The organism is Streptomyces sp. NBC_00885 (assembly GCF_045207475.1).
In the GTDB taxonomy this organism is placed as follows: domain Bacteria; phylum Actinomycetota; class Actinomycetes; order Streptomycetales; family Streptomycetaceae; genus Streptomyces.
In genome coordinates, this window is sequence record NZ_CP108796.1 from 466233 (window position 1) to 482379 (window position 16147).

Annotated in this window: 10 protein-coding genes and 1 riboswitch; of the genes, 4 read left to right on the forward strand and 6 right to left on the reverse strand. The window is 69.9% G+C overall.

Annotated elements, in window-relative coordinates:
- The first annotated feature begins 137 nt into the window (after positions 1 to 137).
- The 3 genes from OHA61_RS02275 to OHA61_RS02285 all read left to right on the forward strand — a co-directional run bounded on the left by OHA61_RS02275 (position 138) and on the right by OHA61_RS02285 (position 5187).
- A complete protein-coding gene (locus tag OHA61_RS02275; protein WP_406301425.1) occupies positions 138 to 1694 on the forward strand; it encodes a M4 family metallopeptidase in 1557 nt (518 codons plus the stop codon).
- Positions 1695 to 1888: 194 nt separating this feature from the next.
- Positions 1889 to 3751: a Na+/H+ antiporter NhaA gene (gene nhaA, locus OHA61_RS02280; protein WP_406307261.1), complete on the forward strand. Its 1863-nt coding sequence runs from the start codon at positions 1889 to 1891 to the stop codon at positions 3749 to 3751.
- Positions 3752 to 3819: 68 nt separating this feature from the next.
- Positions 3820 to 5187, forward strand: a complete 1368-nt coding sequence (locus OHA61_RS02285) for a pyridoxal phosphate-dependent decarboxylase family protein (protein WP_406301427.1) — start codon at positions 3820 to 3822, stop codon at positions 5185 to 5187.
- Between the two features lie 61 nt (positions 5188 to 5248).
- Here OHA61_RS02285 and OHA61_RS02290 read toward each other — a convergent pair whose 3' ends face one another.
- Positions 5249 to 6697, reverse strand: coding sequence for an FAD-dependent oxidoreductase (locus tag OHA61_RS02290; RefSeq protein ID WP_406301428.1), 1449 nt, complete (start codon positions 6695 to 6697; stop codon positions 5249 to 5251).
- A 379-nt stretch (positions 6698 to 7076) separates the two neighbouring features.
- Here OHA61_RS02290 and OHA61_RS02295 point away from each other — a divergent pair, with 379 nt between their 5' ends.
- Complete coding sequence (locus OHA61_RS02295; RefSeq protein WP_406301429.1) at positions 7077 to 8969, forward strand: ATP-binding cassette domain-containing protein; 1893 nt, start codon at positions 7077 to 7079, stop codon at positions 8967 to 8969.
- Positions 8970 to 9052: 83 nt separating this feature from the next.
- Here OHA61_RS02295 and OHA61_RS02300 read toward each other — a convergent pair whose 3' ends face one another.
- The 5 genes from OHA61_RS02300 to OHA61_RS02320 form a co-directional block, all read right to left on the reverse strand.
- Entirely contained in the window at positions 9053 to 9841 is a 789-nt protein-coding gene (locus OHA61_RS02300) for a transglycosylase SLT domain-containing protein (protein WP_406301430.1), read from the reverse strand.
- 4 nt (positions 9842 to 9845) lie between these two features.
- Positions 9846 to 10008, reverse strand: a riboswitch (cyclic di-AMP (ydaO/yuaA leader).
- A 453-nt stretch (positions 10009 to 10461) separates the two neighbouring features.
- Positions 10462 to 11532, reverse strand: a complete 1071-nt coding sequence (locus OHA61_RS02305) for a YncE family protein (protein WP_406301431.1) — start codon at positions 11530 to 11532, stop codon at positions 10462 to 10464.
- Between the two features lie 237 nt (positions 11533 to 11769).
- The gene (locus OHA61_RS02310) at positions 11770 to 11970 is read right to left on the reverse strand and encodes an MbtH family protein (RefSeq protein ID WP_406301432.1); all 201 of its coding nucleotides are present in this window, start codon (positions 11968 to 11970) and stop codon (positions 11770 to 11772) included.
- Entirely contained in the window at positions 11967 to 15920 is a 3954-nt protein-coding gene (locus OHA61_RS02315; protein ID WP_406301433.1) for an amino acid adenylation domain-containing protein, read from the reverse strand. The genes OHA61_RS02310 and OHA61_RS02315 overlap by 4 nt, the downstream gene beginning before the upstream one ends.
- Entirely contained in the window at positions 15917 to 16147 is a 231-nt protein-coding gene (locus OHA61_RS02320) for a phosphopantetheine-binding protein (protein WP_142212278.1), read from the reverse strand. Before OHA61_RS02320 ends, OHA61_RS02315 begins: the two co-directional genes overlap by 4 nt.

A 16147-nucleotide genomic window follows, 5' to 3' on the forward strand; every position in this document is an offset into this window, starting at 1 on the left:
CGGACAGCATTGACTTCCATTCGGACAAGAACTGGTCAAAAAGTTGTGAGGTAATTGTTGACACTCTGTCAATTTCGGTCGGTCGGTGGCACGTTCGATAGCGATCTACCCCCCACAGACCGAACGACGGAGATCACATGACCCCCCACAAGAACACCCGGCGGGCCGCTGCCCTCGTGGCCACGGCCGCCATGGTGGTCGTCGGCGTACAGACCGCTTCCGCCGCTACGGCACCCGACCGCGCGGGCGACCCCACCCCCGCGCCGACGAGCGTGTCCGCGCGCGCCGCCGCCATCAAGTCCGCGCAGGCCGACGCCACTTCGGCCGCCGCAGAGCTCGGTCTCGGCGCCAAGGAGAAGCTGGTCGTCCGCGACGTCATCAAGGACGCCGACGGCACCGTGCACACCCGCTACGAGCGCACGTACGCCTCGCTGCCCGTCCTCGGCGGTGACCTCGTCACACACACCGCCAAGGACGGCAGTCTCAAGAGCGTGGACAAGGCGAACGACGCCCGGATATCGGTGGCGACCACCGATGCCGTACGCAAGGCCGCGGCCGGCGCCCGCAAGGTGATCTGGGCGCGCGACGGCAAGCCCGTCCTCGCCTTCGAGACCGTCAGGACCGGTGTGCAGAAGGACGGTACGCCGAGCAGGCTGCACATCGTCACGGACGCCACCACGGGCAAGAAGCTGCACCAGTACGAGGCCATCGAGACGGGCACCGGCGCCAGCCAGTACAGCGGCGAGGTCCCCCTCACCACCACGAAGAACGGCTCCGGATTCGAGCTCACCGACGGTGAGCGCGGAGGCCACAAGACGTACGACCTCAACCAGGGCCAGAGCGGCACCGGCAAGCTGCTCACGGACGACGACGACAAGTGGGGCAGCGGCAGCAACGACAACCGGCAGACCGCCGGCGTCGACGCCGCCTACGGCGCCGCCATGACATGGGACTTCTACAAGGCCGAACTCGGCCGCAGCGGCATCGCGGGCGACGGAAAGGCCGCGTACTCCCGGGTCCACTACGGCCAGTCCTACGTCAACGCCTTCTGGGACGACAGCTGCTTCTGCATGACGTACGGCGACGGCGAGGGCGACAAGAAGTCCCTCACCGAGCTCGACGTGGCCGGGCACGAGATGAGCCACGGCCTGACCTCCCGGACCGCGGGCCTCGAGTACAGCGGTGAGTCGGGCGGTCTCAACGAGGCGACCAGCGACATCTTCGGCACCTCGGTGGAGTTCTTCGCCAACAACAAGGAGGACATCGGCGACTACCTCATCGGCGAAGAGATCGACATCAACGGTGACGGCACGCCGCTGCGTTACATGGACAAGCCCAGCAAGGACGGGAAGTCCCTGGACGCCTGGAAGGCAGGCGCCGGGGATGTGGACGTCCACTTCTCCTCCGGCATCGCGAACCACTTCTTCTACCTGCTGTCCGAGGGCAGCGGCAAGAAGACGATCAACGGGGTCGACTACGACTCACCGACCTCGGACGGCTCGACGGTCACCGGGATCGGCCGGGAGAAGGCCTACAAGATCTGGTACAAGGCGCTCACCACGTACATGACCTCCACGACCGACTACAAGGCCGCCCGTGAGGCGACCGTGAAGGCGGCGGGCGACCTGTACGGCGCGGACGGCACCGAGGCGAAGACGGTCGCCGCCGCCTGGGGCGCGGTCAACGTGAAGTAACCGGCGTCCGTCCGGACGCCGAGCCGTGGCGGTGGGTGCTGTTTCAGCCTTGGACGATGCCGTACCGGGCGTCGTCGCCCACCGCTTCGGGGCCCGGGGCACCACGGGTGACACGGCGATCCGCGCGACAGCAGGCTCGAGGGCCGGGTACGGGAGAGAATCACCGGGTGACCGAACCCTCCGCGGCCGGAAGCATGTCCGGGCAGACCGTGTGCGGCGACGACGCGCGGACGCCGTGGCGGCACTTTCTGCGGACCGAGACGGGCAGTGCCACGTTCCTGCTGGCCGCGGTGGTGGCGGCGCTCGTCTGGACAAATATCTGGCCCGGCTCCTACGACACCTTCTGGGGCACGCACCTGTCGCTGGAGCTGGGTTCCCATGGTGTGTCGCTCGACCTGCGCGATTGGGTCAACAACGGGCTGATGACCCTGTTCTTCTTCGTCGTCGGACTCGAAGCCCGGCGGGAGTTCGACATGGGCGAACTGCGCGAACGGCGACGGGTCACGCTGCCGCTGCTCGTCGGCATCGCCGGCATGGTCGTCCCGGTGGCCATCTTTCTCGGCATCAACGGCGGCCACGCCTCGGTGCACGGCTGGGGCGTCGCGATGTCCACGGACACCGCCTTCGCCCTGGGCATGCTCGCCCTGCTCGGCTCGCGCCTCCCGGCCGGCCTGCGGGTCTTCATCCTCACGGTCACCGTCGTCGACGACTTCGTCGCGCTCGGCGTCATCGCTGTCGCCTACAGTGACCGCATCGTGGTCCCGGCCCTCCTGGTGGCGCTGGGCATTTTCGGCGGGATCCTGGGGCTGCGGGCCGCAGGGGTTCGCCAGGGTCCGGTGTACGCGCTGCTCGGGATCGCGATCTGGACGGCGCTGCTGAAGTCCGGCGTCGACCCGGTGGTCACCGGTCTGGCCGTCGGGCTGATCACGTACGCGTATCCCGCGGCCCGGAGCGACCTGGAGCGGGCGAGCGGGCTGTTCCGGCTGTTCCGCGAGCAGCCGACACCGGACCTCGAGCGCTCGGTACGGCAGGGGCTGGCATCGGCCATCTCGCCGAACGAGCGGCTGCAGCGGATGTTCCACCCGTGGACGAGCTATGTGATCGTGCCGCTGTTCGCGCTGGCCAATACGGGCATCCCGATCAGCGCCGAACAGCTGTCGCGCGCCGCGGACTCACCGATCACGCTCGGCGTCCTGCTCGGCTTCGTCCTGGGCAAGCCGATCGCGGTTCTCGGGACGTCGTGGCTGGCGTTCCGCTTCAGCCACGGGCAGCTGCGCCCGCCGGTCGGCTGGGGCGCGACGGCGGCCGGCGGCACCATCGCGGGCGTCGGGTTCACCGTGTCCCTGCTGATCGCGACCCTCGCCTTCAGCGGCGACCAGCTGGAACAGGCGAAGATCGGCATCCTCAGCGCGGTGATCTGCGCCTTCGCCCTCACCTGGGCGGTCACGGCCGTGATCCGGCTGCTCCCGCGCCGTACACAGATTCGTGCACTGCTGGGCGCGACAGAGGGCATCGTCGACCTCGCCGCGCCTGTCGACCCCGAACGCGACCACATCCGCGGGCGCCCGGACGCTGTCGTGACCATGGTCGAGTACGGCGACTTCGAATGCCCCTACTGCGGCCAGGCGGAACCCGTCGTCCGCGCTCTCCTCGCCGACTTCGGAGATGTCCGCTACGTCTGGCGGCACCTGCCCCTTACCGACGTCCACCCCCGCGCCCAACTCGCCGCGGAAGCGTCCGAGGCCGCGGCCGTGCAGGACGCCTTCTGGCGGATGCACGACGTCCTCATGGAACACCAGGACGCGCTGAAGCCCACGGACCTGGTCCGCTACGCGGAGCAGATCGGCCTGGACGTCCAGCGTTTCGTGCGCGATCTGCGCAACCGGATGGGCGCGGAACGGGTGGCCGAGGACGTGGAATCCGCCGACCTCAGCGGCGTGTCCGGGACACCGACCTTCTTCATCAACGGGATCCGCCACCACGGCGCCTACGACATCGGTCACCTCTCCGCCGCCGTACGAACGGCCCGCCAGCGGGCAGCCGTCCGCCAGAGTTAGCCGTCCGGTTCCGCCCCGGGTTCCGCCTCCGGTTGCGTGGCGGCCGCACCTGTCTCATAGTCCGAGGCATGGACGCGCGCGAGGCAGCGCTGCACCAGGCGTACGACCACGCCGTCCGCTGGCTGGCGAGCCTGTCCGATCGCCCCGTTCCGGCTCGCGCCTCGGTCGACGAGATCGTGCGCGCGCTCGGGACCGAGCTGCCGGAGGATCCGAGTACTCCCGCCGACGTCGTCGAGCTGCTGGCCGGCGCCTGCGAGCCGGGACTCACCGCGTTTCCCAGCGGCCGCTTCTACGGGTTCGTCGTCGGCGGCAGTGAACCGGCCGCCCTGGCCACCGACTGGCTGGTCAGCGCCTGGGACCAGAACAGCGTCATGCGCGCCGTCTCGCCCGCGCACGCGGCGGCGGAGGACATCGCAGGCGCGTGGCTGCTCGACCTGCTGGGTCTGCCTGCCGACAGCGCCGTCGGCTTCACCACCGGCGCCACGATGTCGAGCTTCACCTGCCTCGCCGCCGGCCGCGACGCGGTGCTGCGGCGCGCAGGCTGGAACGTCGCCCGCGACGGGCTCGCGGGCGGACCGCCCGTACATGTCATCGCGGGCGCGGACCGCCACATGGCCATCGACCTGGGCCTGCGCTACCTGGGGCTCGGCGAACCCGAACTGGTGAAGGCGGACGATCAGGGACGCATCGAGCCCGAGGCGCTGCGGCACGCCCTGGCCGCCGGCGGACAGCGCCCCACGATCGTGATCCTCCAGGCGGGAGACATCCACTCCGGTGCCTTCGACCCCTTCACCGAGACGGTCGGTGCCGCTCACGAGGCGGACGCGTGGGTGCACGTCGACGGCGCGTTCGGACTGTGGGCGGCCGCCTCACCCGCGTACGCGCATCTGATGGCGGGCTGCGCCGGCGCCGACTCGTGGGCGACGGATGCCCACAAGACCCTGAACGTTCCGTACGACTGCGGTCTCGCCATAGTGCGCGACCCGTCCGCACTCCGGGCGGCGATGGGCCTCCAAGGCGACTACCTCATCCAGGACGAACAGGGGGACCCGATCGACAAGGTCCCCGAACTCTCCCGACGGGGCAGGGCCTTCACCGTGTGGGCCGCGCTCAGGTCGCTCGGCCGGTCCGGTGTGGCCGACCTGGTCGACCGGCTGTGCCGGCACGCCTCCGCGTTCGCGACCGGTATCTCCGGGATCGACGGGGCCACGGTGCTCAACGACGTGGAGTTCACCCAGGTCTGTGCCGAGTTCGGCGACGAGGAACGCACGGAACGGGTACTGACCCGGCTGCTCGCCGACGGCACGGCGTGGATCAGCGGCTCCATCTGGCACGGCCGCCGCGTCATGCGGATCTCGGTGAGCAACTGGTCGACGACGGACGAGGACGTGGAGCGCACGCTGGACGCGATCCGGCGCGCGGCCGCCGGCGCCTGATGCGACGGCCGTCACCCTCGACGACGCTCTGGCCCGTCCCGTCGCCGGGGCCGACGGGCCCTCAGCCGCTCCCTGGTTCCCGCGTCATCGGGGGCTCCAACGGCGTCTCCGGAACCGGCCCGAAGAGCACCGCCCTCGCCACCTTCGGTGCGAACAGCGTGGTGAGCGGTGAGGTCAGGGTCAGTACTGAGCGGAAGGCCGGGCCCACAACCGGGTCGCCCGGATAGCGTTGCTGGACGCGGGCCAGGTACCAGCCCGCCACACGGTCCGCCGCCCGGGTGCTGACCGCGTTGCCCACCGCGCCCGGCATCTTCCTGTCCGCGCCCGCCGAGATGTCCCAGGCCTGGCGCGACGCCTCGAACAGCGCCTGCTGGACATGGCGTGTCGTCGGCGTACGCCGCGGGTGGGTCAGCGCGCCACGCAGCGCCACCGCACTCATCGCGGCGACCGCCATGCCCTGGCCGTAGATCGGGTTGAACGTGCACACCGCGTCGCCCGTCGCGAGGAATCCGGCGGGGCGGCGGCCCGGGCGGTCGTAGCGGCGGCGGAGGTTCGACGTCTGGCGGAAGCCGAAGGGCGGTGTGTCCGGTTCGGCCTCGCGCATCCAGTCATGGATGAAGGGATGCGGGAAACGGGCCGCGAACGCCTCGAACCCCTCCTCGTCCGTGGGCGGTTCGTCGCCGCGCACGCCGGACAGAATCACCAGATGGCGGCCGTCCTCCAGCGGCAGCACTCCGCCGCCGCACACCTGCGAGGGGTTGGGGAAGACGAAATAACCGAGAGAATCGGAGCCGAGGTTGTCGCTCTTGTTGCGGTAGATGCGGGAGGCGTAGGCGAGACCCGTGTCGATGCTCTCCTCCTCCGGGGGCTCGGCGCCGATCGCCGACAGCCACTGCGAGGCGTGCGAACCGCGTCCCGAGGCGTCGAGCACCAGGTCGGCTTCGAGCACTTGCGGCTCCTGTCCGACGGCACGGGCGCCCTCGCCGCGCGGGCGCAGCAGCACGCCCCGCACCCGGGAGGCGTCGCCGAGGAGCCCGACTGCCTCCGTCGATGTGACCGTCGTGATCGCCGGGTTGGCCAGCACGCGCTCGCGCACCAGGTGCTCGATCTGTCCGCGGGAGCCGGTGTAGATGTACGAGGTCGGCTCCGTACGCCTGAACCAGCGGCCGCTCTGCCACTGCACCATGTCCGAAGGCTGACCGAGCCTGGGTGCCCCCGAGGCCCTCAACTCGTCCATGAACCCCGGCAGTAGGGCCTCGAGGGCGAGCTGTCCGCCTTCGAGCAGCACATGAGCGTGGCGCCCCTGCGGCACGCCGGGACGCGGCTCGGGCCTCTGGGGAAGTCGGTCGCGCTCGACGATCGTCACCGTGTCGGCGTGCTCGGCGAGTACGTGCGCCGCCAGCAGCCCGGCCAGGCTGCCCCCGATGACAGCGACGTGGCGCCCGCGCCCGCGCGCGCCCGCGCCCGCGCCCCGTCGCCAACTGCCCTTGTTCTGCCCGTCGTCCGCCATGTGTCAGTCCCTCGTGGTCAGCGAAGTCGATCCAGGTCCGACCAGTATCCCGGCGCGGGAGGAACCACATCGGACGCTCACCGGGCAATCCCCGGAACGGGTACCGATTCCCGCGCGGGTGATTCGAACTATGGATCACGACCCCTCTGCCCAGTCCTGACAGGCACCGGGCGGAGCGGTCGAACTTCCGATCGACGACTCGACCGTTACGCGCCGCTGATCAGCAACGTTGTTCAAGCGCTGACCCAGTCACCGACATCCGAGGAGCCTTTATGCATCCATGTGCCAACGTCATCGGAGTTCACCTGGTGTTCGAGCGGACCGTCAGGGCTCACCTCGGCCTGCGCGCGTCCACGTCCACACGTGTGGAGGTCGGCAGGTGACCGACACCAACTCCGCCGCCGCAGCGAACGAGGCAACGCCGCCGCCTCCCCCGCCCGCGGAGATCACCTTCGAGGGCCACTACGGCAAGAACCCCCTCGGCGAGGTCTCGTTCACCGCACTGTGCTCCCGCCTGCCGGCGGTGCTGGGGCAGACCTCACGGATGGCCTGGCGTATCGACCGCGCGGCTGTGATTCTTCTGCTGGCCTGCCAGGTCCTCACAGGTGTCGCAGCCGCCGTACTGCTTGCTTTCACCGCCCGCGCGATGCATCCCCTCCTCGGCAGCGGCGAGGTCTCCGCCCGTCTCCACGCGGCGTTCCCCGCGCTGCTGGTCGTCGGGACGGCGGCCGCCGCGGGACGGATCGCCGGAGCCTTCGCCTCCTATGCGGACGGCCGGATCACGCCCACGCTGACCACGGCGGCCGACACCGCACTCGTCGAAGCGGTCTGCCGGGTCGAGGCGTCCGCCTACAGCAAGGACGGGTTCGCCGACCGGCAGGAAGCCGCGGAGATGGGCGTGCTCCGCACGACGCTGATGGTGAAGGACGCGCAGCGCTTCATGGCAGCGCTGGTGCGCATGGTCGCCGCCGGCGGTGTCCTGACGCTGATGCACCCGCTGATGCTGCCGCTGCTGTTGCTCGCCGTGCTCCCGGCCGGTATCGGCGCCGTACTCTCGGCCAAGGTGGACTACGAGACCCACTACGCCAATGTCGCCGACCGCAACATCCGCGGAATGATGCGCTGGTGGGCGACGACGTCCAAGTACGGCGACGAGGTCCGTGCGAACGGCATGACCGACTACCTGCTGTTCTGGTACCGCACGCTGTCCGACCGTATCGACCGGCGCACCCTCACGATCGCGCCCCGGATGCTGCGCATCGTCCTGACCACCTCCGCTCTCGGCGGGCTGTTCCTCCTCTGCACGTGGGCCACCCTGGCCTGGCTCGCGATGACCGGCCGAGTCGGCATCGCCATCGCCGCGACCGCCGTTGTCGCCGTTCAGACCACGCTGGCCGCGCTCTCGCAGCTCGTCATCAACGGCGCGGCGATGTTCCACACCAGCCTGTACCTCGCCGACATGCGGTCCTTCCTCGACCTGGCCGAGCAACTGGCCCCCAAACGCGGCGCGTTGACCGCCCCCGGGAGCGTGGAGGAGATCCGGCTCGATGAGGTGGTCTACCAGTACCCCGGCAAGGAGGCTCCGGCCGTCGACCATGTCTCCCTCACGCTCCGCCGTGGCGAGATCGTCGCGATCGTCGGGGAGAACGGCTCGGGCAAGTCCACCCTGACGCGGCTGATCACCGGGATCTTCCTGGCCGACAAGGGCCGAGTGACCTGGGGTGACATCGATCTCGCCGCCGCCCACCCCGACTCCGTGTGGGCGGGGACCGGGCTGGTCCCGCAGATCTTCGCCCAATGGCCCCTGCGCGCAAGGGAGAACGTGACGCTGGGGCAGCCCCGCACCTTCGACGACGGGCCGGTGTGGGACGCCGTCGACGCCGTGGGGATGCGCGCGGCGATCGACGACCTGCCCAAGGGACTCGACACGCTGCTGGCGCGCGAACTGTACGGCGGATCCGAGCTGTCAGGTGGGCAGTGGCAGCGTCTGGTCTGCTCACGCGCTCTGTACCGGCGGCCTTCCCTGCTGATCCTGGACGAGCCGACGTCGCAGATGGACGCGCGCGGTGAACACGGCATCCTCGAGGCCATCAAGGCGATCTCCGCCGACCGCATCACGGTCGTGGTGACGCATCAGCTGGAGAACACCCGGCTGGCGGACCGCATCATCGTCATGGAGCAGGGCCGGATCACCGAACAGGGCCGGTACGAGGACCTGGTCCACGCCGGGGGTCTGTTCGCCGAACTGCTCGCGCTCTCGAAGGACCGGTAGGCAAAAGGACCCGCACGGCCCGGCCGCTCGTCGCGGCGGTTCTCGCCCTTCTCGCCGTGAACCGCCGCGACCTGTGAGGTCGGTCAGTACGCGCCGTTCACGTTGTCGATCGAGCCGTACTTGTCGGCGGCGTAGTTGCACGCGGCGGTGATGTTGGCGACCGGGTCGTAGCTGTCCATCGACGTGCCGGGCACGTGGTAGGCGAAGAACGTGGGGTCGATGACCTGGAGGAGGCCCTTGGACGGCGTTCCGGCCGCGGCGTTGGAGTCCCAGTTGTTGATGGCCAGCGGGTTGCCGGAGGACTCGCGCATGATGTTGCGGTGGATGCCGTCGTAGCTGCCGGGGATGCCGTGCTTGGCCATCACGTCCAGCGACTCCTTGATCCAGCCGTCGAGGTCGTTGGAGTACGTCTTCTTCGGCTTCGCGGCGGGGGCACTCTTCGCCGGGGTCAGCTTCGTCGTGCGCTTGGAGCGGTCGGCCCGGTCAGCCCGGTCGGAGGCGGCGGCAGCCTTGGCCTTCTTGCCGATCGTCAGCTTGAGGCCCGGGTGAATCAGCCGCGGGTCGTCACCGACGACCTTGCGGTTGTCCTTGTAGAGCTTCTTCCAGCCGCCGGTGACGTTGAGCTGGTCCGCGATCTTGGAAAGGGAGTCCCCCGCGACGACGGAGTAGGTCGTGGTGCCGGCCTTCTTCGCGAGGGCCGGAGCTGCGGCCGAGGTCTTGGCGGCGGGGGTGGACTGCGGTGCCGTCTGCGCGGAGGCGGCGGTCGTGGCGATCACCGGCAGGACGAGTGCGGCGCCACCGGTGCCCGCGACGGCGAGACCGCGGCTGAATGCACTGGACTTGGGACGGCGATGCTTACCCTTTGCGGGCATGACGAATTCCTCTCCGTCGCCTGCGAGGTGAGCTGTCGGGTTCGGGCTGGAGATGCCCGGCCGCATTGTGACGGCGACTTCACCCCAAGCCGTTCCGTATTCCGGATCGGCGGCTTACCTGGGTCCCCCGCTCCTGCCGTACGTCCGTGAGTGGGTGGGTGCGGTTTCCGGACGGCGGCAGGATTCGGCGGTCCATCCGGGTTGTCGTGACCGTAAGCGAGGCAGACCGGGCGAAACAAGTCCCGAATTCACATTTCAATTCGCGAGGGGGATTAATCGCGAGAAATTCCCGCCGGTCGGCAAGATCGAGAATCTCAACTTTCTTTCTGCAGAACGGGACTGGGCGCCACGCCGCCGTGCGCGGGCACTGCCGAACGTGACCCATTTCACTGGAGGAGAAGGCAACCGAGTCCGGTTTGCGGCGGTGCGCTCCGGATAAATGGAATTCGCCCGGGTTTCTCTTATGGGGGCATCGAATAACAATAAAGATGAACCGCCCTTGTGGGCTTTTTCGGACATCAAGGCGCTTTTAGGTCGGGTGCACGGGACCGGGCCGTGACAGAGCAGAGCGCCCCGGACGGCGGAGCCCGCCGTCCGGGGCGCTCGGGCGCGGCAGCCGGTCAGCCGGTCGCGCGAATGCGGTGGATGGAGTCCATCGCCTCGGCTCCGACCGCCGCCTTGTCGACGACATAGGCCGTGCCACGCGTGATGACCACATGGTCCGTGTTCGCGCCGGTCGCGAGGTTCGCGAGAACGAGTCCCTTGCGGGGGTCGACCACCGAGGTCGTACCGGATTCCCTGTTGGCCACGAAGACGTTGCCCGTGCACGCGTCGGTCGCGACCGCGAGGGCGCCCGCTCCCGTCGCGATCTCCTTCTGCACCACTCCCGCGCGCAGGTCGATGACGGCGAGGGAACCGCTCGCCTGGTTGGCGGCGTAGGCGGTCCTGCCGTCGCCGGACAGCGCCACGTCGATCGTGCCCTTGCCGGCCGGGATGAGCCTGGGCGTGCTGGATGCCGGGGAGACCTCGATGAGCTGACCGTTGGTCAGATCGGCTGCGTAAACGGTGCCGGTGCGCTCGTCGACGGTCACGCCCGCGGGCGTCGCGCCCGTGACCGTGACGCGCTTCTTCTCCTGGTATGTACGGGTGTCGAAGGCGACGATGCTGCCGTCCTCGAGCCCGGCGGTCCAGGCTAGGTTGCGCTGCTGGTCGACGACGACGTCCCGGGCGTGCTTCACGCCGGGCAGCGTGGCCAGGTGCTCGCCGGTCCGCTGGCTGTAGACGGCAAGGGAGTTGTCGAGCGTGTTGGTGGTCCACACGGTGTTGTGCACGTCGTCGACGGCCACTCCGTAGACGGCCTCCCGCGCACCGGTGGCCTCGTCCTTGAGGGGCGGCGTGTAGGCGGCCTTCACCTTCAGGGTCGCCGGGTCCACCTTGAGCAGCTGGGTCTTGGTGACCGGGGGGTATCCGACCGAGCTGGTTACCCACAGGACATTGTTCCGCGCGGAGTAGGCGGACTGGTAGAGCCCCTGGCCCAGTTGGGCGGAGTCGACCGTGTAGGACGCCTGGAGCGTGTGAACCTGGGCCGGGGCAGCGGCCATGGCAATACCGGCCGGGCCGAGCGCGCAGGTGGCGGTTATGGCGGCGGCGAGTAGGACCCGGCGGCGAATGGTGCTTCGGGTGCGGGACATGCTTGTTCCTCCAGAACAATGAGAAGTGGATGCCGGTTTGTGGCACCGTGGATATGCGCCCCTGCTGGGCCCCTGCCTCACTATGAAGGCAGGGCTTGTCAGTTGTCGGTCGTTCCCCCTCGTCTGACATATCGCTGACACGTTCCGGCCGGGAATCGGAAATGCGGTCGCCGAATTCGTCCGCAAGGGCGCCGCAAGTTCGTCGGAATTCGTGTCCCGGCCTTCTGTTCGGCCGGATCAGCCGGGCGGGGCCGGCGGCGCGGGCTGTGCGGGCGTCAGTGCCCGCAGACAGTCCTCGTGTGATGCGGGGCCGTGTTCCTTGGCCCAGCCCGCCGGCACGGGCAGGAATACCGGCCACAGCGACCGTGCCCCTGCCGTGTTGACGAGGACGAGATGGGTGGGCTCGGAGGTGCCCGTGGGGTCGAAGGGCTGGGTCATGTGTCGAGTTCCTTCAGCCGGGCCATGAGGACGGTGGCGATCTCGTCGAGCTGCCGTGGCTGTGTCATCTCGGGATGCAGGCAGTCCAGCCTGTGCTCGTCGAGCCTGCCGCTCATGTACGGCCGCCAGGCGTGCGGGGTGAGCCAGTCCTCGGCACGGGGCGCGGCTGCCGTGAAGAACAGCAGGTCCCCCTCGAAGGTCTGGTGGCGGTGGGTACGCATGAGGCGGGCGTTGTTGGTGACGATGCCGAGGACGGCGGTCAGCACCCGCTCGGGAAGGGCCGCGAGCGCACTGCCCTCGCGGCGCAACGTGGCGAGGACGCCGTCCCGGGTGAGTGAGTCACCGCCCTCGAAACCGGCCATGCGCAGAAGGGCGTTGAGCGCGTCGGCCTCGGTGGGTCCGGCGAGGTCGCGCCACTGGTCCGAGGGGTAGGCGTCCATGAGTGCCAGCAGGTCGACCTGTTCGCCGCCCTGCTGGAGATGGACGGCGACTGTATGGGCGATGACGCCTCCTACGGACCAGCCGAGGAGCCGGTACGGACCGTGCGGCTGGACGGTGCGGATCTGCGCCACGTAGTCGGCGGCCATCTCGTCCATCGTGGCGGGCAGGGTTTCCTCGTCGTGCATCAGTCCACGGGCCTGGAGGCCGTGGACGGGCTGTCCGCTGCCGAGACCGGAGAGGAGCCCCGAGTAGCACCAGCTGATGCCACCGGCCGGGTGGAAGACGAACAGCGGGATGCGCTCGCCGCTCGCACGCAGCGGCAACAGCACCTCCAGCGCGGTGTCGGGGCCGTTGTCGTCGGTGAGGCGCTCGGCGAGCGCGGCCGGCGTCGGCGCGCGGAACAGGGTCCCGATCGGGGCGCTGATGCCGAGCGTTTCGCGGATACGGGACATGAGGCGGGCGGCCAGCAGGGATGTGCCGCCGAGGTCGAAGAACGCGGCGTCCGTGCCGACCCGTTCGAGGCCGAGGACTTCGGCGAAGAGGCGGGTCAGTGTCTCCTCTGTGGGGTTGCGGGGTGCCCGCCCGCCGGTGTGCGTGTCGGTGGCGGGGGCTGGCAGGGCCCTGCGGTCGAGCTTCCCGTTGGGGCTGAGGGGAAAGTCGTCGAGGCGGACGATCGCCGAGGGCACCATGTACTCGGGCAGCAGCGTGCCTAGGCGTGCGCGCAAAGTCTCCTGGTCGGGTACCGCGTCGCCGCCGGTGATGTAGGCGACGAGCCGCTGGTCACCGGGCCGGTCCTCGCGCACCGTCACACAGGCGCCGGTCACCGCGTCCATCGCCGCCAGATGGGCCTCGATCTCGCCGGGTTCGAGGCGCTGGCCGCGGAGTTTGACCTGCTGGTCGGTGCGCCCCAGGTAGGTGACCTCACCGTCGGCGGTCCACCGGGCGAGGTCGCCCGTGCGGTACATACGCGCGCCGCCCTCGCCGTAGGGGTCGGCGACGAAGCGGGTCGCGGTCAGGCCGGGGCGGCGGAGGTAGCCGTCGGCGAGCTGGACACCGGCGAGGTAGAGCTCGCCCGTGACGCCGGGCGGACAGGGTTTGAGCGCCGCGTCCAGGACGTACAGCCGGGTGTTCCACACGGGACGGCCGATGGGCACGGGCCCGCTCCGACCGGGTGTGCAGGTGTGGTGCGTGACGTCGACGGCTGCTTCCGTGGGGCCGTACAGGTTGTGCAACCGCGCCGTGGGCAAGGTCTGGTGGAAGTCCTGCACGGCGTCCCTGGGCAGAGCCTCACCGCTGCAGAAGACGTCCCGCAGCGAGGAACATCCGGTGGCCTCCGGCTCCGCGAGGAACACTTGGAGCATGGACGGCACGAAGTGGCAGACAGTGATCGCCTGCTCCTGGATGGTCCGGGCCAGATAGACCGGGTCCTTGTGTCCTTCGGGTGCGGCGACGACGAGGGTGGCGCCCTCGCGCAGGGCCCAGAAGAACTCCCACACCGACACGTCGAAGCCGGACGGTGTCTTCTGCAGCACCCGGTCGCCGGGACCGAGCGGGTAGGTGTGCTGCATCCAGCGCAGCCGGTTGTCGATGGCCGCGTGCGGCACCACGACGCCCTTGGGCCTGCCCGTGGACCCCGACGTATAGATGACATACGCCGGGTGCTGCGGCGTGAGCGCGCGCGGCGGGTCGAGCGGGGACAGGGCCGAGAGATCCGTCCGGTCGAGCAGGATGTACGGCAGCTCCGTGTGGGGCAGTCGGGTGCGGGTGGCCGAGTCGGTGACCACGCAGACCGGCGCGGCGTCCTCCAGCATGTCGGCGAGGCGGCCTGCCGGATAGCCCGGATCGAGCGGCAGGTAGGCGCCACCCGCCTTGAGTACGCCCAGCAGGGCGACGATCAGCTCCACCGAGCGCGGCAGGGCGATCGCCACCAGCGAGCCGGGCCGTACACCGTGTCCGGTCAGATGACGGGCGAGACGGCTCGCCTCGGCATTCAGCTCCGCGTACGTCAGCGTCCTGTCCCCGAAGACGAGGGCCGGGGCGTCGGGTGTGCGGCGTGCCTGCGCCTCGACGGGGCCGATCAGGGTGGTCGCGGGCAGCGGCCGGGCGGTGTCGTTGAACTCGGCCAGGACGCGCTGCTGTTCCTCCTCGGTCGCGATGCCGAGCCGTGCGAGCGGTGCCGCCGGATCACAGCCGGCGATCCGGTCGAGCAGGTGCAGGAACCGCCTCTGGTGGGCGAGGAGTTCGTCGTCGGTGTACGCGGCGGGGTTGGCGTCGTGGTCGATGTGCAGGCCACGGCCGTCGGTCCGGTCGTAGACATTGACGGTGAGATCGTCGACCGGGCCCGCGGAGAGGTTGTGCGGGACGGCGCCGCTGCCGCCGAAGGTGAGTGCGTAGTCGAACGGCATGATGTTGACCAGCGGACCGACCAGCGCCCGGCCCTCGCCGAGCAGGCCGAGGTCACGCCTGATGTCCTCGATCCGGTAGCGCTGGTGGCGGCGGGCGGCGCGTACGGCGAGGACGACCTGCCGCGTCAGTCCGGCCAGCGTGGTGTCCGGCGCGACGGTCAGCCGCAGCGGCAGCACGTTCATCACCATGCCGGGAATCCGCAGGGCGACCGAGCCCATACGGCCCATCATCGGCATCCCCAGCACGACGTCAGGGGTGCCGACGGCCCGCGAGACATAGAGGGCCTGGGCCGCGACCAGCAACTCCGGCCAGGTGGCGCGCAGTTCGTCCGCGAGCGTCCGCAGCCGGGCCGTGGTCCCGGCGGGGACCTGGGCGCTGCGCCGCAGGAAGGTACGGGAGGGCAGCACGGTACGTCCGGCGAGCGCGGGCGCCTGCGGACGGTCGGCGAGAGCCTGCGCCCAGTGAGTCCGGTCCTTGTCGAACTGGTCGCCGTCGCGGTAGGCGGCGTCGTCGGCGATCAGTTCGGCCAGGCGGCCGAAGGGGTTCGCGTCCGGCTCCTCCCGCGCGGCGAGGGACGTGTAGACCTCCGCCGTGCGGCGGGCGAGCAGTGAGTAGCCGAAGCCGTCCATGACGATGTGGTGCACGCACTGGTACCACAGCCAGCGCTCGTCGCCGACCCGGAACAGCGCGTGCCGGAACGGCGGCGCGGCCGCGAGGTCGAACGGCCGCGTCAGGTCGTCGTCCATCCAGGCGCGAGCCGCCGCCTGCGGATCCGGCTCCGAGCGCAGATCGGCGGTGTGCAGCGGAAAGCCGTGGCCGGGCGCGCCCGGGTCGAGGGCGAACTGCCGTGGTCCTTCCGGTGTTTCCGCGATCCGTACGCACAGCGCGTCCGCCTCGAGAGCGGTACGGTGCAGCGCCCGGGCCAGCAGCTCCGGCCGCAAGGGACCCTCGATCTCCAGGTATTCGGCCGTGTTGAGCGCGGGGCTCTGAGGGTCCAGTGCCTGCACGTACCACATGCCCGACTGGGCGGCGGTCAGTGGAAGACCCTCTCCGGCCGCCGCTCCCCTCTCCGCGGCGGGTTCGGCTGTCGGCGGGGCCGTCATGCCTCGGCCCCCAGCAGGGGCGACCACGCCTCGATGGCGGGGCGTTCGGCGAGGGCGACGAACGTGATGTCGGCGCCGTGCTCACGCCGCCACCGTTCGACCAGGCTCATCAGCCGGACCGAATCGAGCCCGTAGTCGGCGAGGTTCTCGTCGTCGGGGATGTCCGCGGGGTCCTCCCCCAGCACATCGGCGACGTCCTCACGTATCTGCTGCATGGTCAGCGCCAC